Source organism: Streptosporangium subroseum (genome assembly GCF_900188345.1).
Classification (GTDB): domain Bacteria; phylum Actinomycetota; class Actinomycetes; order Streptosporangiales; family Streptosporangiaceae; genus Streptosporangium; species Streptosporangium subroseum.
The window spans coordinates 1-25,570 of record NZ_FZOD01000064.1 but is presented as its reverse complement, the minus strand read 5'-3'; the positions used below and the strand labels follow the sequence as shown (position 1 = coordinate 25,570).

The 25,570-nt window shown below is 69.2% G+C and carries 18 protein-coding genes; 9 read left to right on the top strand and 9 right to left on the bottom strand.

Translation table 11 applies throughout. The features are described 5' to 3' along the window. Positions 1-34: 34 nt before the first annotated feature. The 8 genes from CHC08_RS38545 to CHC08_RS50045 all read left to right on the top strand — a co-directional run bounded on the left by CHC08_RS38545 (position 35) and on the right by CHC08_RS50045 (position 13,819). The gene (locus CHC08_RS38545) at positions 35-2,824 is read left to right on the top strand and encodes a TcpE family conjugal transfer membrane protein (protein WP_089212336.1); all 2,790 of its coding nucleotides are present in this window, start codon (positions 35-37) and stop codon (positions 2,822-2,824) included. 106 nt (positions 2,825-2,930) lie between these two features. Further along, positions 2,931-5,423, top strand: coding sequence for an ATP-binding protein (locus tag CHC08_RS38540; protein ID WP_089212335.1), 2,493 nt, complete (start codon positions 2,931-2,933; stop codon positions 5,421-5,423). Positions 5,424-5,491: 68 nt separating this feature from the next. Further along, positions 5,492-7,993 (top strand): type IV secretion system protein, encoded by a 2,502-nt coding sequence (locus tag CHC08_RS38535; RefSeq protein WP_245878827.1) that lies wholly within the window; start codon positions 5,492-5,494, stop codon positions 7,991-7,993. Between the two features lie 3 nt (positions 7,994-7,996). Further along, the gene (locus tag CHC08_RS38530) at positions 7,997-8,668 is read left to right on the top strand and encodes a hypothetical protein (RefSeq protein WP_089212333.1); all 672 of its coding nucleotides are present in this window, start codon (positions 7,997-7,999) and stop codon (positions 8,666-8,668) included. 13 nt (positions 8,669-8,681) lie between these two features. Further along, a complete protein-coding gene (locus tag CHC08_RS38525; RefSeq protein ID WP_089212332.1) occupies positions 8,682-9,770 on the top strand; it encodes a C40 family peptidase in 1,089 nt (362 codons plus the stop codon). Beyond that, complete coding sequence (locus CHC08_RS38520; protein WP_245878826.1) at positions 9,767-10,180, top strand: (deoxy)nucleoside triphosphate pyrophosphohydrolase; 414 nt, start codon at positions 9,767-9,769, stop codon at positions 10,178-10,180. Before CHC08_RS38525 ends, CHC08_RS38520 begins: the two co-directional genes overlap by 4 nt. Positions 10,181-10,250: 70 nt before the next feature. Then, complete coding sequence (locus tag CHC08_RS38515; protein ID WP_089212331.1) at positions 10,251-12,221, top strand: hypothetical protein; 1,971 nt, start codon at positions 10,251-10,253, stop codon at positions 12,219-12,221. A gap of 116 nt (positions 12,222-12,337) precedes the next feature. Continuing rightward, positions 12,338-13,819, top strand: coding sequence for a hypothetical protein (locus tag CHC08_RS50045; protein ID WP_089212330.1), 1,482 nt, complete (start codon positions 12,338-12,340; stop codon positions 13,817-13,819). 431 nt (positions 13,820-14,250) lie between these two features. Here the strand turns inward: CHC08_RS50045 and CHC08_RS38505 are convergent, their stop codons facing one another. The 9 genes from CHC08_RS38505 to CHC08_RS38465 all read right to left on the bottom strand — a co-directional run bounded on the left by CHC08_RS38505 (position 14,251) and on the right by CHC08_RS38465 (position 24,479). Next, positions 14,251-15,012 (bottom strand): succinate dehydrogenase/fumarate reductase iron-sulfur subunit, encoded by a 762-nt coding sequence (locus CHC08_RS38505; protein ID WP_089212329.1) that lies wholly within the window; start codon positions 15,010-15,012, stop codon positions 14,251-14,253. Between the two features lie 2 nt (positions 15,013-15,014). Continuing rightward, the gene (locus CHC08_RS38500; protein WP_089212328.1) at positions 15,015-16,928 is read right to left on the bottom strand and encodes a fumarate reductase/succinate dehydrogenase flavoprotein subunit; all 1,914 of its coding nucleotides are present in this window, start codon (positions 16,926-16,928) and stop codon (positions 15,015-15,017) included. 9 nt (positions 16,929-16,937) lie between these two features. Then, positions 16,938-17,723 (bottom strand): hypothetical protein, encoded by a 786-nt coding sequence (locus CHC08_RS38495; protein WP_089212327.1) that lies wholly within the window; start codon positions 17,721-17,723, stop codon positions 16,938-16,940. A gap of 332 nt (positions 17,724-18,055) precedes the next feature. Further along, on the bottom strand, positions 18,056-18,505 hold the full coding sequence (locus CHC08_RS38490) for a response regulator (protein ID WP_089212326.1): 450 nt from the start codon (positions 18,503-18,505) through the stop codon (positions 18,056-18,058). Further along, on the bottom strand, positions 18,502-20,082 hold the full coding sequence (locus CHC08_RS38485; RefSeq protein ID WP_089212325.1) for a sensor histidine kinase: 1,581 nt from the start codon (positions 20,080-20,082) through the stop codon (positions 18,502-18,504). Before CHC08_RS38485 ends, CHC08_RS38490 begins: the two co-directional genes overlap by 4 nt. After that, positions 20,079-21,233: a PP2C family protein-serine/threonine phosphatase gene (locus CHC08_RS38480; protein ID WP_089212324.1), complete on the bottom strand. Its 1,155-nt coding sequence runs from the start codon at positions 21,231-21,233 to the stop codon at positions 20,079-20,081. Before CHC08_RS38480 ends, CHC08_RS38485 begins: the two co-directional genes overlap by 4 nt. 168 nt (positions 21,234-21,401) lie before the next feature. Then, positions 21,402-21,962: an HNH endonuclease family protein gene (locus tag CHC08_RS38475; RefSeq protein ID WP_089212323.1), complete on the bottom strand. Its 561-nt coding sequence runs from the start codon at positions 21,960-21,962 to the stop codon at positions 21,402-21,404. Positions 21,963-22,144: 182 nt separating this feature from the next. Further along, the gene (locus tag CHC08_RS53065; protein ID WP_089212322.1) at positions 22,145-23,443 is read right to left on the bottom strand and encodes an AAA family ATPase; all 1,299 of its coding nucleotides are present in this window, start codon (positions 23,441-23,443) and stop codon (positions 22,145-22,147) included. A gap of 103 nt (positions 23,444-23,546) precedes the next feature. Next, on the bottom strand, positions 23,547-24,479 hold the full coding sequence (locus tag CHC08_RS38465) for a LysR family transcriptional regulator (protein WP_089212321.1): 933 nt from the start codon (positions 24,477-24,479) through the stop codon (positions 23,547-23,549). A gap of 198 nt (positions 24,480-24,677) precedes the next feature. On the opposite strand from CHC08_RS38465, the gene CHC08_RS38460 reads away from it, so the two are divergent. Then, positions 24,678-25,442 carry a succinate dehydrogenase cytochrome b subunit gene (locus CHC08_RS38460; protein WP_089212320.1) on the top strand — a complete coding sequence of 255 codons (765 nt, stop codon included), beginning with the start codon at positions 24,678-24,680 and terminating at the stop codon, positions 25,440-25,442. Positions 25,443-25,570: the final 128 nt, after the last annotated feature.

Genomic DNA, 25,570 nt, shown 5'->3' with positions numbered 1-25,570 from the left:
GGTCAAACAAGGAGAGGCGGAAAAGGAGGAGCGCGTGGACCTGCCCACGTATACCAATATCTGGCGGATCGAGAAGCGGCTCTACAAGCTGTACGACCTACGGCTACCGATGCCGCTTCCGATTGTCTGGATCGGTGTGTTCGTGGGCGTGCTGGCACCGTGGTCGCTGCTGCTCTACCTGGTCGGCCTGCCCTTCGGCGCGCCCTGGCACGTGGTGTATCTCGTGCCGCCCGGCGTCGTCACCTGGCTCTCCACCCGGCCGGTGATCGAGAGCAAGCGGCTCACCGAGCTGCTCCAGTCCCAAGTGCGTTACATGGGTGAACCGCGCACCTGGTGCCGGATGGCTCCCGCCTACGAACCCTCCGAGATCACGTTGACCGGCCGGGTCTGGCAGGCCTCGCCGCAGTCGGCGGCCACGGTCCGGGCCAGGGCCTCGCGCAAGGCCCGTCACGCCCAGTCCAAGCGCGTCGCCGTCGCCTCCGCCCGCGAGGTTCGTCCTGCCGTGGCCGCCGCCGCGGCGGCGGCCACGGCCGCTCCGGTCACCGGCGAGCGCATCGCCTGGGGTACGGTGGCCCGCCCTCGCAAGGGCACCGCTCCGGCTCTCGGCCAGGCCGTCTCCCCGGAGACGTTCCCCCCCGTCATGCCGATCGTTCCCGCCATCTCCGTGTCATCCCTACCGGGGACCGCCGTTTCGCCCGCGATGCCTGCCGAGAGAAACTTTCTCCCGCCGGCCCCGCAGGCTCCCGCCGCGCAGTTCAAGGTTCCGGCTGATCCGGTTCCGGCCATACCGGCTCCGCCACGCGAGCAGGTTCCGGCCGTGTCGTTCGAAGCGACTCCCGCGCGCGAGCAGGTTCCCGTCGTATCGGTTGAAGCGGCTTCCATGCGCGAGCAGGCTCCTGCCGTATCGGCTTCGCCGCACGAGCAGGTTCCGGCCGTGCCGGCCGAAGCGGCTTCCACGCGCGAGAAGGATCCCGCCGAATCGACCTCGCCGGGTGAGCAGGCTCCTGCCGCGTCGGTCGTTCCGGACGCCCCGGTGGCCCCGATCGGCACCGAGGCGCTGAAGCGGCTGCGCCGGCTCGCGGCCTCCGCCGAAGCCGAGCGTGGCGTTCCGGCCATGCCCGACCAGCCTTCGCCGGCCGCCGTGACTCCGGCTCAGGTTCCGGACCCGCGCCCGAGCCGGACTCCGAGTCACGGTCCGGTTGAGACCCCTGCCGCAGCTCGGATCTCGGATCCGGCGGAGGCCCCGGCCCCGACCAAAATCCCGGTTCAAGCCCAGTCCCAGGCTCAGACACAGGCCCAAGCTCAGGCCCAAACGCAAGCTCAGGATCAGGCCCACTCCCAGGAACAGGCTCAGGGCCCCGTCCAGGCGCACGCTCAGACCCAGGCCCAGGCGCAGTCCGAAACGCACGCTCAGGGCCAGGTCCAGGCGCAGGGGCCGGTCCAGGCTCAGGGTCCGGTCCAGGCGCAGCCCCGGACACCGGCACAGCTCCGTGGTCAGGTGCCGAAGCGCGCTTCCGCGGGCCAGACTCCCGAGCGGCCCGCGATCGTGCCCGACCCCGTCGAGCGGCCCTCCGCTCCGTCGGTCCCCTCCATCGTGCCGAGGTTCGTCGGACCGGCTCCGGTCGGGCTGCGGGCTTCGGAGCAGGGGCGGCCTCCCGCGGAGACCGACGAGAGCGCGTGGGCTCAGCATCGCAAGGGGCAGCCGGTGGGGAAGCCCGCCGAGACGTCGAAGGTGTGGCCCTCCGAACGGTCCGCGGGGATGCCGGCGAACATGTCGATCCGCGCGGTTCCTCCGGCGTCCGCAGCCAAGGCCGATCCGGTGACGCCCTCGGTGCCGGTGCCCAGGCCCGGCCACGAGGAGACCGGTGTCCGCCGGCACGAGGAGCCCAGGGTCCGCCGGGTGGAGTCGGTCGTCGGCCGTGACTCCTCCGGCGGCTGGCGGCGGCTGGCCCAGGTGGTCATCGGTCCCGGAGGCGGAGGCCGTACGGACGGGTCGGAGATCGACGAGGCGCGGGCCAGGGCGGTGTTCAGCGGCAGCCGGCGGGTGGTGGTGCTCGGATGCACCGGCGGCGCCGGGCAGACCACGACCGCGCTGATGCTCGCCCACACCTTCGCCCGATACCGCGAGGACCGGGTGCTCGCGGTCGACGCGAACATCGGCACCCACGCCCTGTCCAGCCGGATCCAGGTCGAGTCCCCCGAGACGCTGAGCTCCCTGCTGACCGGCCTGGACAACGTCCACGGTTACCTGGGCATGCGTGCCTACACCAGCCGTTGCGCCTCCGGTCTCGAGGTCCTCGCCGGAGACGCCGACGCCGGTGCCGAGCAGCGGCTCTCCGACCGCTCGCTCTTCTCCGACCGGCGGCTCGGCCAGACCATGGACATGCTGGACCGGCACTACAAGCTGATGGTCATGGACCCGGCGGCGGCGCTGGCCGCCCGGGTGCTGCCCTACGCCGACCAGCTCGTCCTGGTCGTTCCGGCCAGCGAGGACGGGCCGGACGCGGTGGCCATGACCTACGAGTGGCTTGACGGACACGGCTGCGCGGACCTCCGCCAACGGGCAATCATGGTCGTCAACGGGGTGAGCCGCCGCAGCATGGGCGATGTGGAGCAGGCGGAGGCGGTCGCGCGGGGCAGGTGCCGGGCGATCGTACGGGTGCCCTGGGAGGACGAGCTGGCCCCCGGCAGATCCGACAGGGTGGAGCCGTCCCACCTGCGCACGCCGGGCCGCCGGGCGTATCTCGCCCTGGCCGGGGTCGTGGTGGCGGGCTTCGGTGCGGTGCAGACGGCTCGACCCAGCGAGGAGGAATTAGCTCAGTGATCCCCCGGGCACGAGGAGATGTGGTGGACGGGCGTGACGAGATCCAGGTGAGTGGGCGAAGCGGCAGGCACGAAGGTCCGGCCGTACGGTCGACCGAGGAGGTCGGGTGAGCCGTGCGTCGCGGGCGAGCAATCGCCTCGCCGTCCGATATTTCGACGACCGGATCCTGCTGACCGAATCGTCGGTGTGGGCCTACTTCCGGCTGCCGACCGTGAGCTACGAGTTCATCACGCCCGAGGAGCGGGAGGCTCTGGCCACCAACATCACGATCGCGCTGGCCACCATCCGGATGCCGGACGCGGAGGTTCACCTGCGTGTGGCGCACCGCACCTACCCGGCGGCCGAGTGGGCGATGGCCCTGAACTCCACCTCCGACGAGGGCGCCGGCTGGCGCGACTACCTCGAGGAGATGTACCGGCACGTCTGGGCCAAGGACTTCTGGAGCAAGGAGGTCTACCTCGGCGTACGGCTCGGCGCCCGCGGGCGGCAGCTGGGTGAGGGAGTGCTCTCCCAGCTCCTGGGCTTCTACCAGCGCAGCGAGAAGGCCCTGGGCATCGAGGACGACCACGTCCCGACGGCCGAGATCACCAAGTGGACCGACCAGGCGGAGCGGCTCGGCAGGGCGCTGTCGTCCAGCGCCCTGTACGCCAGGCACGCGACCTCCGCCGAGATCGCCTGGCTGTTCCAGCATGCCGCGACCGGATCCCTGGGCGACCCGCCGACCTCGGCCAGTCCCAAGCGGCGGTGGGGCAGGGGCGAGATCGAGTCCCTGGTCGAGGGGCAGATCCACAACGGCAGGTCGCTGCTGCGGATCGAGCAGCCGTACGGCGACTCCTACGTCGCGCACCTGTCCTTCGCCCGGTTCCCCGACCTCATGCCGTTCCCCGACGGCGAGCCGTGGATGCACTTCGCCGACCAGATGCCCTTCCCCGTGGAGGTCAGCTCAAGGATGCGGCTGATCCCGCCGGTGAAGGCCAGCAAGGACGTGGCGCGCAAGCTCGCCCACGCCCGTGACATGGACATCCACATCCGGGAGGCGGGAGCGGAGGCGCCGCTGGCACTGGCCGAGCAGATCGACGCGGCCAGGATGCTCGAACACGGCATCACCAAGGAGCGCCTGCCGTTCGTGTACGGCTGGCACCGGCTGATCGTGTCCGCCCCGACCGAGGAGATCTGCGTGCAGCGGGTCGAGGCGGTCGTGGAGCACTACCGCGACATGGGCATCGACATCGTCAGCTCCACGGGTGACCAGTTCTCGCTGTTCTGCGAGACCCTGCCGGGCGAGAAGGTCCGGGTCAACGCCTACGCCCAGCGGCAGCCGCTGCGCACCATCGCGGGCGGCATGGCGACCGCCACCGTCGACCTGGGAGACCGGGTCGACGAGAGCAAGGCCGGCTGGATGGGACCGTACATCGGGGAGAGCCTGGGCCGTGCCCGGAGCATCGTGCACTTCGACCCGCTGGTGGCGGCCACGCGCAACCGGCCGACGGCCATCGCGATCACCGGTGAGCCGGGCGGCGGCAAGACCACGCTGGCGCTGCTGATGATCTATCAGATGGCGCTGCGCGGTGTGACGATCGCGGTCATCGACCCCAAGGGCGACGCCGACTCCCTGGTGCAGCTGCTGCAGAAGCGGGGAAGGAAGGCGCGGATCATCCCTCTCGGTTCGGCCGCGCCGGGCCTGCTCGATCCGTTCTCGTTCGGCGACGACCTCGCGGCCAAGAAGACGATGGCCACCGAGACCCTGCGTCTGCTGCTGCCGCGCATGTCGGAGGAGCGCGAGTCGGCCATGATCCAGGCGGTCGCGGCGGTCTCGAACGCCGAGGACCCCTCGCTGGGCAAGGTCGTCGACTTCCTGGAGCACACCGAGGACGCCGCCTCGAAGAACCTGGGCGCGGTGCTCCGCTCGATGTCGGAGATGCATCTCGCCCGGCTCTGTTTCGACCCCTCCGGCGGCGACCAGATCGACACCGAGGGCTGGACCACGGTCTTCACCCTCGGCGGACTGACCCTTCCCGACGCCTCCACCGGCCGCGACGACTACTCCTACGAGCAGCGGCTGTCGGTGGCGCTGCTCTATCTGGTCGCGCAGTTCGCGCGGGGCCTGATGAACGGCCTGGACCGGCGGACACCCAAGGCGATCTTCCTGGACGAGGCGTGGGCGATCACCTCCACTCCCGAGGGCGCCAAGCTGGTGCCCGAGGTGAGCCGGATGGGTCGTTCCCGCAACACCGCGCTGGTCCTGGTCTCGCAGAACGCCGGCGACCTGCTGAGCGAGCAGGTGACGAACTGCCTCTCCTCGGTGTTCGCGTTCCGGTCCACCGAGCGGGTCGAGGTGGAGCACGTGATGGCGCTGCTCGGGGTCGAACCCTCCGAGGAGCACAAGGCGGTGCTGCGCTCGCTGGGCAACGGCGAGTGCGTCTTCCGGGATCTGGACGGTCGCGCGGGCCGTATCGGAGTGGACCTCATCTCCGACGACCTGCTGCGCTGGCTCGATACGAATCCGACCCACGACAAACCAGATGAGAACGTGCATGATCTGCTCGGGGGAGACAGAGTCAGTAGGCCGGGGGCTGCGGCGCTGGAGGTGCGGTCATGAAGAGCTCCCGCAAAGGGCTGAGGGGTTTAGGCAGAGGGCCGAAGGGTCCCGGTGAGGGGCTGAAGGGCTTGGTCGGAATCCTTCGGCCCCGCAAGGGGTCGAAGGACCCGGGCGGAGGGCCGAGGCCCGGCAGCGGGCCGAAGCGCTCCCGCAAGGGACGGCTGGGCAGGCGGATCGCCATCGGGCTGGTGGCTCTGTCCGCCTTTCTCGTGGTGCCGCTGGTGCTCCCTGCGGAAACCTCCACCGCCGTCGCCGCCGCGCCCTGCGACCTCTCGCCGGACCTCGCTCCCGAGGTCGTCGGCGGAGGCGTGGACGGCCTGCTCCAGCCGCCGCCTCCGGACGTGCCCAAACCGGGCGCCCCGGCCGTTGCCGCCCCGGCGGCACCCGACCCCGCCACGGAGGGCAACTACGCCAGATACGGCATGAGCGGCCAGTTCTGGCACACCCACCTGCTCGGCTGTGACGACGTCGCCGCGGTGATGGGCAACGCGATGGCCAACACGGTCTTCTCCTGGGCCAAGGCCCTCGACCGGCTGACCATCACCACCTACCAGGCCGCGGCCACCGAGGGCCCGCTGGAGTCGATCAAAAACGTCGTCGACGACATCGTGACCCGCCTGTCCGACGCCCTGTACTGGCCCTTCCTGCGGCCGATCGTGATCCTCGGGGCCATCTGGCTGGCCTGGTACGGCCTGATCCGCAAACGTGCGACCACGACCGCCGAGGGCGTCATCTGGATGGTCCTCGCGGTCACCGTGGCGGTCTGGTTCTTCAGCCGCCCCGGCGACTTCACCGGACTCGGCAAGACCGTGACCGACGCGACCGGCGAGGTCGTCAACTCCGCCTTCTCCGGACTTCCCGGCGCAGGCGGGGCGACCTGCCTGCCGGGCGAGGGCGATACCAACCCCCAGCCCAAGGCCGGCGGATACGGTCAGCAGGGCACGCCCGGCGTCGACCAGAACGCCGACGCGCTCTGGTCGATCCTGGTCTGCAAGCCGTGGCTGATGGGCGAGTTCGGCACGGCCGACGCCAACGCCCCCGTGGTGAAGACGTTCGGGGCCACGCTGCTGGGCATCCAGGCGCTCGACGCGACCGAGATGAAGGCCACCGAGACCCTCGGCACCAGCGCCCACCAGGCGCGGTACCAGACGGAGGTCGCGGACAAGCTGCAGAACACCCCGATCTTCTTCCTCTTCCAGGGCAAGGACTGGACGAACCGGCTGGGAGTCGCGATCGGCGCGCTGATGGCCGCGCTGATCGCCGGGCTGCTGATCTTCCTGGTGGCGATCTCGCTGCTGGCGCTCAAGGTCGGGTTCCTGCTGTTGCTGATCCTCGCGCCGGTCTTCCTGTTGATTGGCGTCCATCCGGGGTCCGGCCGCATCATCGCCATGCGCTGGGTCGAGATGGTGGTCGGCACACTGCTCAGGCAGGCGGTGCTGGCCCTCGTCCTGGGCCTGCTGATATACGGATACGCGCTGATCATCTCCATGGCGATGCCGTGGGGCATGCAGGTCATGTTCATGGCGCTGCTGACGATCGCGGTGTTCTTCTACCGGCGGCCGTTCCAGCACCTGTTCTCGTCCATGGACGGGCACACGCTCACCACCCGGATGCTGGGCGACGCGGCCAGCGCTCCGACCCTGCAGCGGGCGGCGGGCGTGCTGCCACCGGTCGCGGCGGCCAGGGCGGGCCGGTGGGGCATGCGGAAGGCGGAGCCCGTGCTGCAGGCGGCGGCGATCGCCGGCGGCGCCTCCGTCGCCACGGCGGCCGCCACGGTCGCCCAGGGCAAGGTCCGCGGCGAGGAGGGCGGCGGCGTCTCGGCGACGGGCACACCCTCGGGCGCCCGCGTTCCGACCGGCGCGCAGCCGGCGCCGCTGGACACCGACGCGCAGGCGGGTGGCCGGCGCAAGGCCACCGGTCGTCCGGTGACCGCGGCGCGCCCCGGCGCGGCGCCACCGCTCAACCTCTCCGGCGCGGGTAAGGCGGGCGGCACACCTCCGACCAGGTCGGGAGGTTCTCCCACGCGGAGCGGGGGCGGCTGGTTCGGCGGTCGCTCCGGCGGCGGCTGGGCCCCCCAGGGCAGCTCGGGGTCGGGCGGCGGATCCTCCGCGGCCCCCTCCTCGGGTGGCAGGCCGTCCGCTCCCTCCTCCGGCGGCAGATCCTCGGCGCCCTCCTCGGGCGGCAGGTCTTCGGCTCCTTCCTCGGGTGGCAGGTCCTTCGCGCCCTCCTCGGGGGGCGGCCGGTCGGGCGGAAGCATCTTCGGGGGCGGCGGTCCGCGCCGTCCGGAATCCGGTTCGTCGAGAGGCGGCTCCGGCTCGGGATCGCAGAACGGCGGCTCCCGGGGCTCCTCCAGGTCCGGCGGGAGCGTCTTCGGCGGCGGCTCGGGCGGTTCGGGCGGCTCCTCGAGGTCGGGAAGCAGCCCGTTCGGCGGCTCTTCGAGAGACAACGGGGCCGGGCGTCCGGACAGGTCCGAGGCGCCTCCGCTCTGGGTGCCCAAGCGGTCGGAACGAGGCAGGGAGGCCGACGAGGCGGCCGCGCCGTTCTGGCTTCGCCCTCGTAGCAAGGACTGACGGATGAACGAAGGCGGCAACCGGCGCGGACTCGTCTTCGCGGCGCTGGTGGTGATGCTCGCCGCGGTCGGGATCTATCTGACCATGGGGTCGGGTTCCGGCGACGAGCAGCGGGATTCGGCCGAACCGGCGGGCGTGGGCCGTACCGTGCTCGGATCGCAGGAGCAGGTGAGCGCGGCGGCTCCGCGCCCGTCGGCGACGGCCAGCAACGCGCCCTTCGACGTCTACTCCTACCTGCCGATGACCAAGCAGGAGCTGGCCGCCGCCGCCGACTACGCCCAGCGGTTCACGGCCGAGTACGGCACGTTCAGCTACGACGAGGACCCGGCGACCTACGGGAGCCGGCTGGAGGGTTACACCACGAACGAGTTCGCCGAGGTGCTGCTGCGCACGGTCACCTCGCCGGGCACCGTCGAGGCGAACAAGGCCGACCAGGTCGTCTCCGTCGGGACGGCGCGGGTGAAGGAGATCCGGCAGGTGAACAGCGCCTCGGTGGTCTTCGTGGTCGTCGGCATCCAGAACGTCACGGCCAAGAGCGGGGCCAAGGAACGGGTCGAGGAGTACGCCGTCACGCTCATCGAGGTCGGCACCGACTGGCGGGTCCACGACCTGCAGCCGGCGGACTCCGGCCAGGAGGGAGACGACCAGCCCTCGGAGACCGGCGGGACGGAATGAACGGCGGAATCGTATGACGGACAGCAGGAAGATCCGCCTCGTGCTCATCTTCGCCGTGGCGGCGCTCTGCCTGATCACGCTGGTCATGGCGCCGATGCTGATGATGAGCAGCTTCCCGGCCCTCACCGGCGGCCAGGCGGCCGACTGTGAGGAGAACGCTCAGGCCGCGGACAACGAGTCCGAGACCGCGACGTCCGACATCCCCGAGGAGTATCTGAAGCTCTATCGCGAGCAGGGCAAGAAGGTCGGCGTGCAGTGGAACGTGCTCGCCGGGGTCGGCAAGCGCGAGACTAACCACGGCCGTTCCACGCTGCCCGGAGTGCAGAGCGGCACCAACTCCGCCGGCGCCGCCGGGCCGATGCAGTTTCTGATCAGCACGTGGGGCGGCAAGGCAAAGATCAAAATCCCGTCTCAGTTCAACGGTTACGCCTCCGACGGCGACGGAGACGGCTGGGCCGACGTGTACAACCCGGCAGACGCCATCCTAGGCGCGGCGAAGATGCTCAAGCGGAACGGCGCGCCGGAGGATGTGCGGCGCTCGCTCTTCATCTACAACCGGGCCTGGTGGTACGTGGACCAGGTCATGGAGATCGCCGGCAAGTACGCCAAGGACGGTGCGGTCAGTGTCCCGCCGCAGGCACAGGGGGTCTGCGACGAGACCCTGCTGGAGGCGGCGCCGACCGGCACGGTCGCCGGGATCATGGAATACGCGCTGGCCCAGCGTGGCAAACCCTATATCTGGGGTGGCACGGGGCCCGCGGGCTACGATTGCTCGGGGATCATCTACATGGCCTACCGGAGCGTCGGCCTGACCATTCCGCGCACCACGTTCGGCCAGTGGCCGTTCGGGGTGAACGTGCCGGAGGGGGAAGAACAGGCCGGGGACCTGGTCTTTTTCAACGCCGGTCCGGGTACGGGCCCGAGCAACCCCGGGCACGTGGGAATGGTGGTCTCGCCCGGAAAGATGGTCGAGGCCAGGTGCACCCTGTGTGGTCCGATCAAGGTCACGTCTTACAAGGAACGGACCGGCATCGTGGGGTTCACCCGGCCGTTGCAGAATCCTCAGGTTCTCGCTCAGCTCAAACTGAAGGAGCAAGGTTGACACCATCGGATCCCAGAGTCGTGGTGGGGGCCGCGATCGTCGACGACACCGGGAGACTGCTCGCCGCCCAGCGTGCCGGGCCGCCCGAGCTGGCCGGTGGGTGGGAGTTCCCCGGTGGAAAGGTCGATCCGGGAGAAGACGATCACACGGCGCTGGTCCGGGAGTGCCAGGAGGAGCTCGGGGTCCTGGTCAAGATCGGCGAGCAGGTCGGCGGCGACTGGCCGCTGACGGGGGGTTACGTTCTCAGGGTCTGGCTGGCGAAGCTCTCGGAGGGGGAGCCGGAGACCAGGGAGCACCTGGCTCTGCGCTGGCTGAGCGTTGACGAACTCTATGACGTTCCGTGGTTGCCCGCGGACCTGCCGGTCGTGCGGGCCGTTCAGGGGCGTCTCGACGAGAGCCGAACGGGGTAACTCCGCGCTACACATCGATTACTGTGAGTGTCGATGTTGCGTGTCCGTATCGGGGGATCGGAGAAGTGCAGTGATCAGATGGTGGCGGGGTGCCCGGATCGTATCGGCCGTCGGAACGGGGGCGCTCCTACTGAGCGGCGGATCGGCGGTATACGCGATCGGGGCGTCGGGACCCGCCTCGGTGCCCCTCGACCTGGCGGCCGACGGCTCCAGCGTGGGGGCGCGGTGGCCGGGCTCCGACCACGTGATCAGGTTCCCGGTGCGGCTGGAGGGGCCGGGAACCGACGCCCGGCTGGCGATCGTCACGACGCCCGCCGATGCGCTCAGGGGCATCGAATGCCCCGACGCGTCGGGCAGCCGGGTGCCGCTCCCGGACGGCCTGCAGGTGTGCAGGGTGGGGGATCTCGGTCGGGAAAAGTCCGTGGACGTGCTGCTCAACGTGCCTGAGGGGGCGCAGGACATCGGGGTGACCGCGGTGACCCGGATGCGCGGGCCCGGGGGCGAGTGGATGACCCGGAAAGCCCAGGGCACGATCCGGGCGGCCACCGTGGACGCCGAGTCCGAGGTGCCGGCAGGGGAAGAGGCTCGTCCCGCCCTGCCCGGATCCGCTCCCGGCCTGGTCGAGCCCGCTCCCGGCGCGGCTCCCAGGCCTGTCGGGCCGCTCGACGCCTCCAACGGCTCCGGAGCCTCCGGGACGGACGGAACGGCGAGCCGGGTTCCCGGGGTGATCGGTGCCTCCGATGACAACGGAGCCTTCGGGACGGACGGAACGGTGGGTCGGGTTCCCGGGGCGCCCGGCGCCTCCGATGACGGCGGAGCCTTCGGGACGGGCGAAAGGGCGCCCGAGATTTCCGGGGCCGAGGCCGTCGATGTCCTCAGGGCGTCCGGGGCCTCCGCCGGGGCGTCTGGAGCCGCGGAGGATGCGGCCGCCGTAGACAAGGAGAAGGCCGCCCTGGCCGCCCTTGTGAAGATCCTCGACACGTCGTTCGTGCCCGCGAAGAGGCTGGCTCCGGCCGGGTCCGCGGTGGCCGAGGGGCAGATGCCTCCGGCTCCGGCGGAGGCCGTCGCGCCGCAGGGCGAGGTCGCGGAGGCCCCGGCGACGTCGCAGGCGCAGGCCGCACCGCCGGACGCGCGGGTGGAGGCTGGGCAGGGCTTCCCGCAGGCGGAGAAGGGTGTGGTCCCGGGGCTTCCCGTGCCCGTGCCCGAGGCCGGACAGGGCGCCCCGCAGGCGGAGAAGGGGGCGTCGGTCCCGGGGCTCTCCATGGCTCCGGCCCCCGAGGGGGCGGCAGCCGGGCAGCCGATGCCTCAGGTCCCCGGAGGACTCGGGGGCGTGGTGCCGGGCACCGTACCTGATCAGAAGTCCCGCATGCCCCGCAGCGCGGGACAGGACGGCTCGGGAGCGGCCAAGGCGCGTTCCGCCTCCTCGCCCCGCAAGCCGGGGATGGCAGGTGGAGCGGCCAAGGGCGCGGCCGCCGGACCGCGAATGGCCGGGCCGCAAATGCCCGGACTCCAGATGGCCGGGCCTCAGATGCCGAGGCCTCAGATGCCGGGGCTGCAGATGGCGGGACCGCGGATGCCCGGGCCGCAGATGCCTGGGCCGCAGATGGCCGGACCTCCGGTGTTCGGGCCGCAGCAGGCTGCCGTGCCGCCGATGTTGCCGATGGCCTCGATGGCGCCCGGCGGACCGGGAATGCCCGGCGGACCGGGAATGCCGGTTGGGCCAGGAATGCCGGTTGGGCCGGGAATGCCGCCCATGCTGAACGGCTCCACCCCGCAGATGCCGCCGGCGATGCCGTCACCGGCGTCGATCATGTCCCAGCCCCTGGGGGCCTCGGCCGATGCGCAGCTTCAGGGCGCACCGCTTCCCCGAGATGTGGACGGCCCGAACACGGAGATCGCACCGGCGGCCGCCGAGTCGAGCTCGCTGCTGTCGGGAGTACGGGGTCTTCCGGCGGTCGGGATCGCGATGGCGGCGCTCCTGGGCCTTCTCTGGCTGCAAATGAGGGTCCGGCGTCGCCGTGGGGCGCGACCCGTTTTGTAAAAGGCGCTTTGCTGTTACTTTTGCCCAACTAGTATCTCCTTGACATGTTTGTGCAGGAATCTCGGAGGGCACCGGTGACGCGAGCACGGCGTACGGCAGCTGTCACCGCCGTTGTCATGTCCCTGGGACTGAGCGGGGTGCTGCTGCTCGCCGTCGCGCCGCTCACCGGTCCCATCCGGGCGGACGCGGCGGTTCGGATGGTCGGGGCCGACCCTTCGTCGATCCCGGGGTGTGACGCCGATCCGGCGGCTCCGTGCGACGAGGAGCCCACGCCGGTCGTGACCGTCACGGTCACCGACGACCCGGAGAACCCGGCGCCGCCTCCGAGCACCCAGGTGCCGCAGAAGACCGTGACCACCACGATCACCGTCCCGGCGACGACCCCTCCCCCGGCCCCGCCGAAGACGAGCGCTCCGGTTCAGCCGCCGCCGACCTCGGCCCCGGTCGTGCCGCCGCCGATCGTCCCGCCACCGGCAGACACGCCGCCGCCGAGTGCGGACCCGGAGGTCGTGTTTCCTCCTTCCGAGGAGACCCCGACCATCCCCACCGTCACGCCGCCGCCGGCCGAGACGCAGCCGGCCGAGGCACCGCCGACCTCCGAGCTCTACGAGATCCGCAACGCGGGCTCCGAGTTCGACGGCGCCACGCTGAGCCACCAGCTCGGCATCCCGGCGCTGATCCTGGTCCTGCTGGTGCTGTTCGCCGTACTGATCTTCGAAGGCAGGCTGCGCCGCCTGGCCCACGCCGCGGCCATCCGCCGGGCCGGTCCCCGGGGCCTGTCCCGCGACCCCATGGGATATCCCGCGGGCCCCGGCTACGGGCCCGCGCCCGGCTACCCGCACGGGGCCTATCAGGGCGGTACGGCCTACGCCCCGATCATCAGCTTCGTTCCGATGCAGATGTACGCCCCCGTCTATCCGGAGGGCTACTCGCCGGAGCAGTACGACCAGCAGTACGCCCAGGCGCCGGAGCAGTACGGCCAGCAGCACGCCCAGGCGCCGGAGCAGTTCGGCCAGACGGCCTACATGCCGGCTCCGGGTCACGAGCAGTATCCCGCCGGCCAGGGTGAGCAGTACGGCCCGCAGGCGGGTCAGGGCCCGGGAGCCCAGGAGCGGGCGGGATACGGCCCGGTGGATCGGGAGCAGACGATCCAGGGCCCGGTGGGCGACGCCGCTCCCCTCGACCAGGGCGTTCCGCCGTACGGCTCCGATCTCCAGGGAGATGATTTCCCGCGGTTGCCGCGTGAGATTCAGGGAGCGCCGTTCCCCCATGAGCCGGGGGAGTTCCCGGGGGCGCCGGCTCCGGAGCCGATGGGACCCGGTGTCCGGAGGCAGGACTCGTTCTCCGATCGCCTCCAGGACGGTCCGCCGCCCGCCTCCGAGTTCCAGAGCGGTTCCTCGCAGGGCTCCGGCGAAACCTCCGCGTTCGAGCCCCAGGGGGATCGTCTCCCGCAGGGGCCGGCGGATCAGGGCGGCCCCGGCCAGGAGCCGCTCGCGGACCCGCAGTCTCCCGCCGATTCCACCGGCACGGCGGCCTACCCGCTCCCCGGCCAGGACACGGGCAAGAAGAAGCGCGGACTGTTCGGGCGTTCCAAGTAAGGCGGTGCGCGGGCCGGCCGGCCCGCCGGCGTCCTCTTTCCCGCCCCGGCGGGAAAGAGGACGACCGATCATCGAGCGGGTTCCGACGCCGTCGAGGTCACCGTGGTCTCCGGGCTCAGGGCCGCCCCGTATCCTGCCCTGATGGGGGGATCTCCCTGAGGGAAGCTTGAGCAGGCAGGCGGAGACCTCTGAGAGGCCGTCGCTCCGGGCGGCCCCGGATCCCCGGGCGGAGACGAACCGTTGTCGGGCGTGACGATGCCACGTCTCGGGCGTGACGGTTTCCGGTATCGGGCGTGACGGTGTCCCGTATCGGGCGTGACGGTGCCACGGCGAAAGGGTGGTTTCGGCTGGCCGGGCGTGGCCTCGAAGAATGTCCCGGGAAACGCGGCAGCGCCGGTCGCGAACCTCCGCGACCGGCGCTGCCGGAGATGTCAGCTGTTCGAGCTGGAGCGCTTGAAAATCTTGTTGCCCAGCCAGACCAGCGGGTCGTACCTGCGGTCGACGACGCGCTCCTTCATGGGAATCAGCGCGTTGTCGGTGATCTTGATGTGCTCGGGACAGACCTCGGTGCAGCACTTGGTGATGTTGCAGAAGCCGAGGCCGTGCTCCTCCTGCGCGGAGTCCTTGCGGTCGGCCACGTCATAGGGGTGCATGTCCAGCTCGGCGATCCGCATGAGGAAACGCGGACCGGCGAAATTGCTCTTGTTCTCCTCGTGGTCACGGATGACGTGACAGACGTTGTTGCACATGAAGCACTCGATGCACTTGCGGAACTCCTGGGACCGCTCGACGTCGATCTGCTGCATGCGGAACTCGCCCGGCTTCACCTCCGCCGGAGGGGTGAAGGACGGGATCTCCCGCGCCTTCTTGTAGTTGAACGACACGTCCGTGACCAGGTCCTTGATCACCGGGAACGTCCGCATGGGCGTCACGGTGACCGTCTCGTCCTCCGTGAAGGTGGACATCCGGGTCATGCAGCCGAGCTTCGGCCGGCCGTTGATCTCCATGGAACAGGAGCCGCACTTGCCCGCCTTGCAGTTCCAGCGGACCGCCAGGTCGGGGACCTGGGTGGCCTGGAGCCTGTGGATGATGTCGAGGACGACCTCACCCTCGTTCACCTCGACGGTGAAGTCCTCGAGCTTGCCTTCGCCGCCCTCGCCCCGCCACACGCGGAACTTCGCCTTGTAACTCATGGTTACTCCTTGGCCAGCGCGTCGAAGTCGGCCAGCTCTTTCTCGGTGATGTACTTCTTCAGCTCGTCGCGGTCGAACAGCTGGATCAGGTCGTCGCGCATCGGAGGCTGAACCTGCTCCTGGACGATCACCTCCGAGCCGTCCGGGGTGAGCTCGCAGAGCAGGATCTTGGTGCGCCACTCGGGCGACATGCCCGGGAAGTCGTCGCGGGTGTGACCGCCACGGCTCTCCTGACGGAGCAGGGCCGCCTTGGCCACGCACTCGGAGACGAGGAGCATGTTGCGCAGGTCGAGCGCGAGGTGCCAGCCGGGGTTGTAGATCCGGCTGCCGGCCGCGCCGACCCCCTGGGCCCGCTCCTTGAGCTTCTCCACCGACTCCAGAGCCTCGGAGACCTCTTCCTCCTTGCGGATGATGCCCACGAGCTCGTTCATCGTGCGCTGCAGCTCGTGGTGGACCTCGTAGGGGTTCTCACCGGAACGCTGCAGCGGGGCCAGCGCCTCCGCCTTCGCGTCGGTCACCGCCTCATCGGAGATCTTCGGACGGCCCGCGAGCGCGTTCACGTACGAAGCGGCTCCGGCGCCCGCGCGGCGGCCGAACACCAGGAGGTCGGACAGCGAGTTGCCGCCGAGCCGGTTGGAGCCGTGCATGCCGCCGGAGACCTCACCGGCCGCGAACAGGCCGGGGACGGACGCCGCCGCGGTGTCGGCGTCGACCTCGACGCCACCCATGACGTAGTGGCAGGTCGGGCCGACCTGCATGGCCTCCTTGGTGATGTCGACGTCCGCCAGCTCCTTGAACTGGTGGTGCATCGACGGCAGCCGCCTGATGATCTCCGCGGCGGGGAGCCGGGTGGAGACGTCCAGGTAGACACCGCCCTGGGGCGATCCGCGACCCGCCTTCACCTCGGAGTTGATGGCTCGCGCCACCTCGTCACGCGGGAGCAGCTCCGGAGGGCGGCGGTTGTTGGCCTGGTCGGTGTACCAGCGGTCGCCCTCCTCCTCGGTGGTGGCGTACTGGGCCTTGAACACCTCGGGGACGTAGTCGAACATGAAGCGCTTGCCCTCGGAGTTCTTCAGCACCCCGCCGTCGCCTCGGACGGACTCGGTGACGAGGATGCCGCGGACCGAGGGGGGCCAGACCATGCCGGTGGGATGGAACTGGATGAACTCCATGTTGATCAGCTTCGCCCCGGCCAGCAGGGCCAGCGCGTGACCGTCTCCGGTGTACTCCCACGAGTTGGACGTGACCACGTAGGACTTGCCGATGCCGCCGGTGGCCAGCACGATCGCGGGGGCGTCGAACAGGATGAGCTTGCCGTTCTCCCGCCAGTAGCCGAAGGCGCCCGCGATCGCCCCACCGGGGCCGTGCGCGGGGCTCATGTCCTTCAGCAGGCGGGTGACCGTACATTCCTGGAAGACCTTGATGTACGCCTCGGCGTCGCCGTGCAGCTTCTCGTCCTCCTGCTGGAGCGCGACCACGCGCTGCTGCAGGGTGCGGATCAGTTCCAGGCCGGTACGGTCGCCGACGTGTGCCAGCCGCGGGTACTCGTGCCCGCCGAAGTTACGCTGGCTGATCTTGCCGTCCTTGGTGCGGTCGAACAGCGCGCCCCAGGCCTCCAGCTCCCAGACCCGGTCGGGGGCCTCCTTGGCGTGCAGCTCGGCCATCCGCCAGTTGTTGAGGAACTTGCCCCCGCGCATGGTGTCGCGGAAGTGCACCATCCAGTTGTCTTTGCTGTTGACGTTGCCCATGGCAGCGGCCGCGCCGCCCTCGGCCATGACCGTGTGCGCCTTGCCGAACAGCGACTTGCAGACGATCGCCGTTCGCTTGCCCTGCTGGCGGGCTTCGATGGCCGCCCGCAGTCCCGCACCGCCGGCGCCGATGACGACGACGTCGTATTCGTGACGCTCGATTTCCACAGGTGATCCTTATGCGAACGAGAAGGCGATGATGCCCTTGGCGACCAGGCGGACGTAGAGGTCCGCGCCCATGACGGAGAACATGGAGACCAGCGCGAGCTCCTGGTGCTTGGCGTTGAGCTTGGAGACCACGTTCCAGGCCCTGTAACGGACGGGGTGCTTGGAGAAGTGGTTCAGGCGACCGGCCGTGATGTGACGGCAGGAGTGGCACGACAGGGAATACAGGTTGATGAGGATCGCGTTGACGATCAGGATCCAGGTCCCGAGGCCGTCAGGCTTCTCGATCAGGGCCTTCACCGCGTCGTAGGCGAGGATGAGGCCGACGACGATCGCCGCGTAGAAGAAGTAACGGTGGACGTTCTGCAGGATGAGCGGGAAGCGCGACTCACCGGTGTACTTCTTGTGGGGCTCGTTCACCGCGCACGCCGGCGGGGACAGCCAGAAGCCCCTGTAGTAGGCCTTGCGGTAGTAGTAGCAGGTGAAGCGGAACCCGGCGGGAAGGCCGAGGATCAGCAACCCCGGAGGCAGCGTGTACCAGTCACCGAAGGGCGCGAAGCCGAAGAGCCGCGCCCCCTCCGGACAGCTCGTCGCCAGACAGGGCGATGCGAACGGCGCGTGGTACGGGGCCATGAAGTAGCTTGTATCGAAGATCGCCCACGTGGCGTAGACGAGGAATGCCATGAAGATGATGAACGTGATCAGTGGATAGCGCCACCACGGATCGGTTCGTAACGTGCGCTCCTTGATCTGTGCGCGCTGTCGTCTGGCCGGGCTGTCGGCCGTTGTCTGGGTCATCAAGACCTCTCCACCTCCCGCGGACCTCGCTCGCCAAAGAGGTCCGGGTCGTTTCAGTTGTGCCGCTCATCGGTGCTGCGCGCTGGGCCATCGTCGCGCCGGCTCACACGTGCGCGCGCATATTGGTGGGGATACGTTACGACGCAGCCCGGGGGTTAGGTGAGAAGGGTCACTCACATTTTCACTACTCCGGTGTGATTCCTGTCACGTTGGTCAGGAAGGAGCTGTGCATTTGTCAGTGTCTCACAGGCTGGACAGCGCCGCGGAGTTCCCCGACGGCCAGGTCAGCTGACCTGTCGACCCCTTGATCGCCGGGCGGTGGTGCTCAACGGTCAGTAGTGCTGGCCGGAGTTGGGCAGCTTGACCACGGTCACGAAGAAGTCGTCGATCCGCCGGACCACGCTGATGAACTGTTCGAAGTCCACCGGCTTGGAGACGTACGCGTTGGCATGCAGATTATAACTGCGCAGGATGTCCTCTTCGGACTCCGACGTCGTCAGCACGACCACCGGGATCCCACGGAGCTTCTCGTCCGCCTTGATGTCCTGGAGAACCTCACGGCCGTCCTTGCGGGGCAGGTTGAGGTCCAGCAGGATCAGGTCCGGCCGGGGCACGTCGGCGTAGTCGCCCTCCTTGCGGAGGAAGGCCATGGCCTGCTCGCCGTCGTTGACCACGTGCAGCTTGTTCCTGACCTTGTTGAGCTCGAACGCCTCCCGCGTCAGCAGGACGTCGCCCGGGTCGTCCTCGACCAGGAGCACGTCGATCCAGCGCAGGTCATTCATTCGGTGTCTCCAGGAGGAAGCGTCCAGCGGAAAGTCGTTCCGGCCTTGCCGGGTTCATCGTCGTCCACCCAGATGCGACCACCGTGGTACTCGACGATTTTCTTACACAGCGCCAGCCCGATGCCGGTTCCCGCGTACGCGTCGCGTCCGTGCAGGCGCTGAAAAATCAGGAAGATCCGGTCAGTGTATTTGCTCTCGATGCCGATCCCGTTGTCGGTGCAGGAGAACTCCCACATGTCGCCGTCGCGCCGTACGCCAATGTGGATCTTCGGCGGCTCCTGCGAGCGGAACTTGACCGCGTTGCCGATGAGGTTCTGGAAGAGCTGGGTGAGCTGCGCCCGGTTGCCGCGCACCTCGGGCAGCTCGTCGGAGGTCACCGTCGCGCCCGCGTCCTCGATCGGCGCGCCGAGGTTGTTCAGCGCGGCCTTCAGCGGCAGGTTGGCGTCGATCCCGGTCCGCTCGCCGCCGAGCCTGCCGACCCGGGAGAAGTCGAGCAGGTCGTTGATCAGGAGCTGCATGCGCTTGGCGCCGTCGACGGAGAAGGCGATGTACTGCTTGGCGCGGTCGTCGAGCTGGTCCCCGTAGCGCTGCTCCAGCATCTGTGTGAAGCTGGCCACCTTACGCAGCGGCTCCTGCAGGTCGTGGCTGGCCACGTAGGCGAACTGTTCCAGCTCGCCGTTGGAGCGCCGCAGCTCCGCCGCCTGATCCTCCAGTTTCGTCTGCGTCTCGGATGCCCGGCGCCACTCGCTGAGGATGCGGCGGCGCATCGCGTCCACGTGGCCGGAGAGCTCGGTCAGCTCGGCCGGACGCTCGACCTTGAGCCGGTGGTCGAAGTCTCCCTGGGCGACCGCGCGAACCTGCGCGTTCAGCTCGGCCAGCGGACGGAGCACGGCGTAGCGCACGATGAGCACGGCGGCGATCCCGGCCAGGACCAACACCGCGGCCACCCCGCCGAGCGCGAGGTAGAGAGCCTGCCAGCCCCGTTCGAGCCGGGCGCTGCCCGTCGAGTGCAGCCGGTTCAGGTGGGTCTGGAGCTCGGTGAGCGACTGGCGGACGTCGTTGTATCGTGCGGCGTTGATCGGCGCGCTCTGCCTGGAGGCCTCCGTCTTCAGGGTTGGGACGGAGGCGACGACCACCTCCGCGTAGTCACGCCGCCAGGCCTCTCCCACGGCCTTCAACCGGGCCACCTCGGCGCTCACCACGGCCTTCTCCGGCATCTGGGGCATCAGCCCGTCGAGCGCGGTCAGCGCGGTGACCTCGGAGGTGACCGCCTTCCTGTACTCCTGGAGGGCGGTCACCTCGTTGGTCCTGCCGTACGTCCGCACCGAGCTCTCCTGCGAGGTCAGCGCGTTGGAGATCTCCAGGACGCGCAGCGCCGCGGGATCGACGACGTCCACCACGCCCACCCGGGCCGCGCGTGTCTCCACGAGCGAGGCGACCGTGATAACGGTCGCGATCGTGAAGACCAGGGCGATGACCGCTCCTGAGATAAGGAACCAGCGGCCCAGGGGCAGCTTCCCGAAGCCCGTCGCCGGGGCGGGCGCGGGCAGGGGATGCGGACGGGCACGGTTGCTCATCGCTTCCCGTTCCGTGAGATGAGAACGGTGGCCAGGTCGTCGCTGAGCGCGTCGCGGTTCAGCTCGATGACCTTTTCGATGAGACGGTCGAGGTGGATGCCGCCCTGCTCGTGGACCAGGTTGAGCAGGCCCTCGGTGCCGAGCAGGTCGGGCCCGCCGCCCACGGTGGCCTCGATCAGGCCGTCGGTGTAGAGAAGTATCGACCAGTCGCCGCCGAGCGGCACATCGAGCTCCGACCACTCCACGTTCTGGAAGATCCCCAGGGGCGGTCCCGACGGGGTGCCCGGAACCACCTCGATCACGCCGTCGCGGATCAGCAGCGGCGGCGGATGACCGACCACGTGCATTCGCACGTGGTCGAGCGCGGGGTCGATCGTGGCGATGCACAGCGTGGTGAAGATCTCCGCGGACTTGCGCTCCAGGCGGAGCACCGAGTCGAGCGTGCGCAGCAGGTCGTTGCCGGTGTGCCCGGCCAGGACCAGGGTCCGCCAGGCGATCCTGAGCGCGACCCCCAGCGCGGCCTCGTCCGGGCCGTGCCCGCAGACGTCGCCGACCACCACGTGCACGGAGCCGTCAGGGGTCTGCACGGTGTCCCAGAAGTCGCCGGCGAGCAGGGCGCGCCGCCGGCCCGGCAGGTAGCGGGCCTGGTGATCCAGGGTCCCCGGGGCCAGCAGCGGGACGGGCAGGAGCCCCCGCTCCAGGCGGGAGTTCTCCTTGGTCAGCAGCTCCGCCTCGACCAGTCTGCGCTGGGCCAGGTCGGCGCGCTTGCGCTCGATGGAGTAACGGATCGCCCGTGCCAGCAGCCGGGCCTCCACGTCCTGCTTGACCAGGAAGTCCTGGGCGCCCGCGGCCACGGCCGCCGCGCCCACATGGGTGTCGTTCAGCCCGGTCAGCACGAGCACGGCGGCGTGAGGCGCCATCGCCAGCACCTGCTCCAGCGCCTCCAGGCCGCTCGCGTCGGGGAGCGAGAGGTCGACGAGCACGCAGTGCACGTCCGTGGTCAGCCGGACCCGACTCTCCGCCAGGCTGCGCACCCAGATGATCTTGGGTGGGTTGTTCGCCTCGCCGAGCAGCTCCTCCACAAGGAAGGCATCGCCCGCGTCGTCCTCGATGAGGAGGAGCGTGAGCGTTTCATTGTCGGGGGCGGTCACGGACGCCTCTTCGTGAGCTCGGGGACACCTATTAACGGTATGCAGAATAGTGTGACACCGGGACTTACAGGGTGTTGATCAATCTCCGGATCTGCGTGGCGGATGTCGTGGCCGACAACACCTCCGGGCCCGGCGCGGTGACCCGCGAACTCTGGCGATGTGTACGGTTCAGGATCTCTCAGGGACACCGATCCAGGAAGCGGGCACCGTAAACCGGGTGCGCAGGATTCCCATGATGTCTTCGTCAAGAACCACGGCCGCTCCCGGGGAGTCCAGCGTGCGCACCATCGCGTACAGCACGTCGGCATGCGGCTGCCGTAACAGGGCCTGTGCCCGTCCGTGTGCTCGCTGGTGCTCTCCTCGGGAGAGAAGGTTCGCGTAACCGCGAAGCATGTCCTCACATCGCTGAAAGGCGTCCTGACGCGCTCGCTCCAACTGCCGGCGGTCCAGCCGGAAGGTGGTGATGGTGGCCTCCCCCTTGCGAGTCTTGGCGCGATAGCGCCCGGTGCTCAGGATGAGCCGAAGGTGATCATGAGGATCTTCGATTGAGGGATCGATGAGCAGGCACTCGCCGGTCAGAGGGTCGCATGGATACTCGGCGCGCTTGGCATTGCTGTTGCAGTATTCACATGCCAGAAAGTGATTGAGCCAGTCGAAGGCGCGCAACGGGGCCAGTTTGATCGGTTCGAAGTGGTCGATCGCGGTGCCAAGACTGTCACCGCAGTACATGCACCGCTCTATCCCTGGCGCCATGGGTCGTAGTACCTCACGCAAGGCCGATCGGTCCACGGCCGCGTTCTTCCATCGGTCGCGGGCCGCCAATCCGTTCGCAGAACGGGTACGGAGATGAGCGGTATGTATGCCAAGCCGGCCGACCAGTTCCGCGGGAAGGGACGGTCGGATCAGTGGGATCACGAATCGGACCCAAAAGTCTGCGATATTTCCCGTACCCGAGCGGTCGGCGAACTCGTCAGCTCCCTGCTGAGCTGCTTGTAGTCGTTGATCTCGGCAGGCGTCGCGGTCCCGTCGAGCACCTTGATCTCAAGGTCGCCGAGATCCTCGCGAAGCTCGTCCGCACGAGGGGAGTAGGGGGATTCCACGCCGAACAACTCTGTCATGACGGCGTCGTCGCCGCTGCCGTACACGATCCGTCGGTAGAGATCCTCGCTCACGACCCCCGGGGAGTCCTGCTCGTCCGGTCCGGGGAGCCGGATGAGCCCGCCGGGGCTGGCGCTCTGGCAGATGTAGGGGCTGTGGGTGGTGACGATGAACTGGATCATCGGGAAGTGGGTCTTCAGCCAATCGCCGATCTTCTGCTGCCAGCTCACATGGAGATGCGCGTCCACCTCATCGATCAGCACGACTCCTGGATACAGGAGAGCAGGGACATCGCCGTGGTCCAGGCGGAGGTTTCCATAGGCCAGGTGCATCTGCCGCACGATGTCCAGGACAAGGGCGGTGACGGCTCGGTAACCGTCGCTCATCCTGCGCAGTGGGAATTCCTCGTCCCGTCGGCGGACCCAGAGACCGTCGGAATCGACTCGGCATATCTGGTGATCATCGGGAAGAAGGCCATCGGCGAGGAGAGTAAGAACGTTTTCCAGAAGAACCTCTGCGCCGGGTTTTTCCTCCAGCCGAAGGAGGTGCTGTTCGACGAGCCAGCTCACGCCCTCGGTCAGGGCGGCGTCCTCGTCGAACAGCGTGCTCATCCCGATGTCATAGCGACCTCGGCGAGGGTGGTTTCGCCTGTTCGAGGGACCGCCGGACAGACGACGAAACGGACCGTAGCCGATGCAGAGCCAACCGCGGTTGGCGTGACCGCCGACCGGACCGGAGGCCTGGTTGTCGTCTTCCCATCGGACTCCACCGTCCGGACCCCATCGGGTGGTCATCGTGAGTGACTCCCGCTGGTTGGTGAAGAGGTCGAGCTCATCAAACGGGCCCTCAGGAAGGACCGTGACGCTCACCGCGCGTGCTTGATCGTCAGGAGGTGAGTCGGCCCATGCCTCTACGTCGGCGCCGGGCATCAACCACGATCCGGCCATCGCCAGGCCGATGGCCTGAAGCAAAGTGGTCTTTCCCGTACCGTTGCGGCCGGCCAGGACGGTCCAACCGGCATAGGTGTCGTCGGGGCGGGCGAAGTCGAGATCTACTTCCCGGGGCCCGGAGAAGCCGCGCACGCCCGAGATCTTCAGATTCGCGACGTACATGTCGTCCTCTCGCTTCTTCGGTTCGCGTAAAGCCAGGCTGTGAGCCCTCTCACTGTAGATGGAGGCGTATGGGGGTGTCCCGATGAGGCAGGAGCTGTATGGATCAAGACTTGGTGATCAGGTCGAGTCCCTGGGGCAGGCTTCCGTCATGGGCGGCCTCGGCGAGGAAGAAGAGCAGGGTCGAGCGGAAGGCCTGAGCCGCGCGGGTGGGCTCGACGTCCTTGCGGTGGGCGATGGCGATGGTGCGGCGCAGCCCGGGGGGCGCCAGCGGGGTTCCGGTCAGGCCCGGACGGCCGTCCAGGACCATCGAGGGGACCAGCGCGACCCCCAGCCCGGCCTCCACAAAACGCAGTACGGCGTCCATCTCGCCGCCCTCCACCGCGAACCTGGGCTCGAACCCGGCCTGGCGGCAGGCGCTGATCGTGGCCTCCCGCAGGTCGTAACCGCGGCGGAACATCACCATCGGCCGCCCGCGCAGCTCCTCTATCCGCAGGTACGGCTTGCGCACGTGGGGTGTGGAGGGGGAGACGACCACCAGGTTCTCCCGCAGGATCTCCTCGGTGACCAGGGAGGGGTCGTCGGTCTGCAGCGGCATGATGATCAGAGCCAGGTCGAGCTGGCCGCGGGCGAGGGTGCGGACCAGGTCGCGGGAGCCGCCCTCCTCCACGAACAGTTCGATGCCGGGATAGGCGTGGTGGAACCTCGCCAGCGCGTCGGCCAGCAGTCCCGAGCAGAGCGAGGGCGTGGCTCCCAGCCTGACCCGACCACGACGCAGCCCGGCCAGCTCGCCGATCTCGCTCCGCGCGGTCTCGGCGTCGGCCAGCATCCGGCGGGCCAGCGGCAGCAGCGCCTCCCCCGCGGGGGTGAGGGTGACGTTCCCCCGGGCGCGACTGAACAGCGGTGCGCCGAGTTCGGCCTCCAGGGCTTTGATCTGCTTGCTCAGTGAGGGCTGGGCGACGCGCATCCGCTCGGCGGCCTGGGTGAAATGACGTGTCTCGGCGACCGCCACGAAGTAGGCCAGTTGCTGGAGCTGCACGTTTCCCTAGCGTACGGACCTCATGGCCGCGGATCCGGGGCGACCCCCGATGTGGGAGATGATGTGAGATTGCTCGCACTACCCGACAACGCGCGGACATGAAAGGGGCACGGACGCAGAGGTAATAGCCGGCGGCTATGGAAACGACATCTACGATGACTTGGACGAAGGTAAATACCCTTACCTAGCGTCACGTATGTGACTGCCACGATTGAGCGCGGATCCTCCACCGCGCCGGTTAACCCGCCGGGGAACACCCCCGCGAAGACCGAGACGCCCAAGAGGTCCGGTCGGTTCCTGGCCTCCTCCAACGGAAAAAAGGCCGTGATGGCCGTCACCGGCGCCATCTTGGTCCTCTTCCTCATCGGCCACATGGCCGGCAACCTCAAGAGCTTCTTCGGCGCCGAGACCTTCAACGCCTACGCCGACTTCCTGCGGACCATGGGCGAGCCGATCGTTCCCCGCCGGGTCCTGCTGACCCTGGTCGAGGTGGTGCTGACCGTGGCGGTCGGCCTGCACATGTGGTCGGCGATCTCCCTGGCCCGCCGGGCGAGGAAGGCCCGCCCGGTCAAGTACGCGGCCAAGCGCAAGTCCCGGGCGAGCGGCTATGCCGTGCACACCATGCGTTACGGCGGCGTGGTCATCGTCCTGTTCGTGATCTGGCACCTGCTGGACCTCACGTTCGGCACGGTCAACCCGGCGGGCTGGGACGGCACGCCGTACGAGCGGCTGGTCCAGGGCTTCGCCCCCTCGCGCTGGCCGGTCACCCTCTTCTACGCGCTCGCCGTGATCATGGTCGGCCTGCACCTGCGGCACGGCCTGTGGAGCGCGTTCCAGACGCTCGGCCTGGCGGGCGGGCGTGGCTACCGGGCGCTGAAGGGCGTCGCCGCCGCGATCTCCGTGGTGATGGTCCTCGGCTTCCTCGCGGTGCCCGTCGGCGTCCTGACCGGAGTCATCAAGTGAAGCGCAGCGAAGCAGGCCTTCCGCGCAGCGAACGAGGAGTGGTGAGCGAACGATGATCACTGTGAGTGAGCCCGACGCAGTGAGCGCAGTGGCAGGCGCGGCGAAGCAAGCCTTCCGCGTAGCGAATG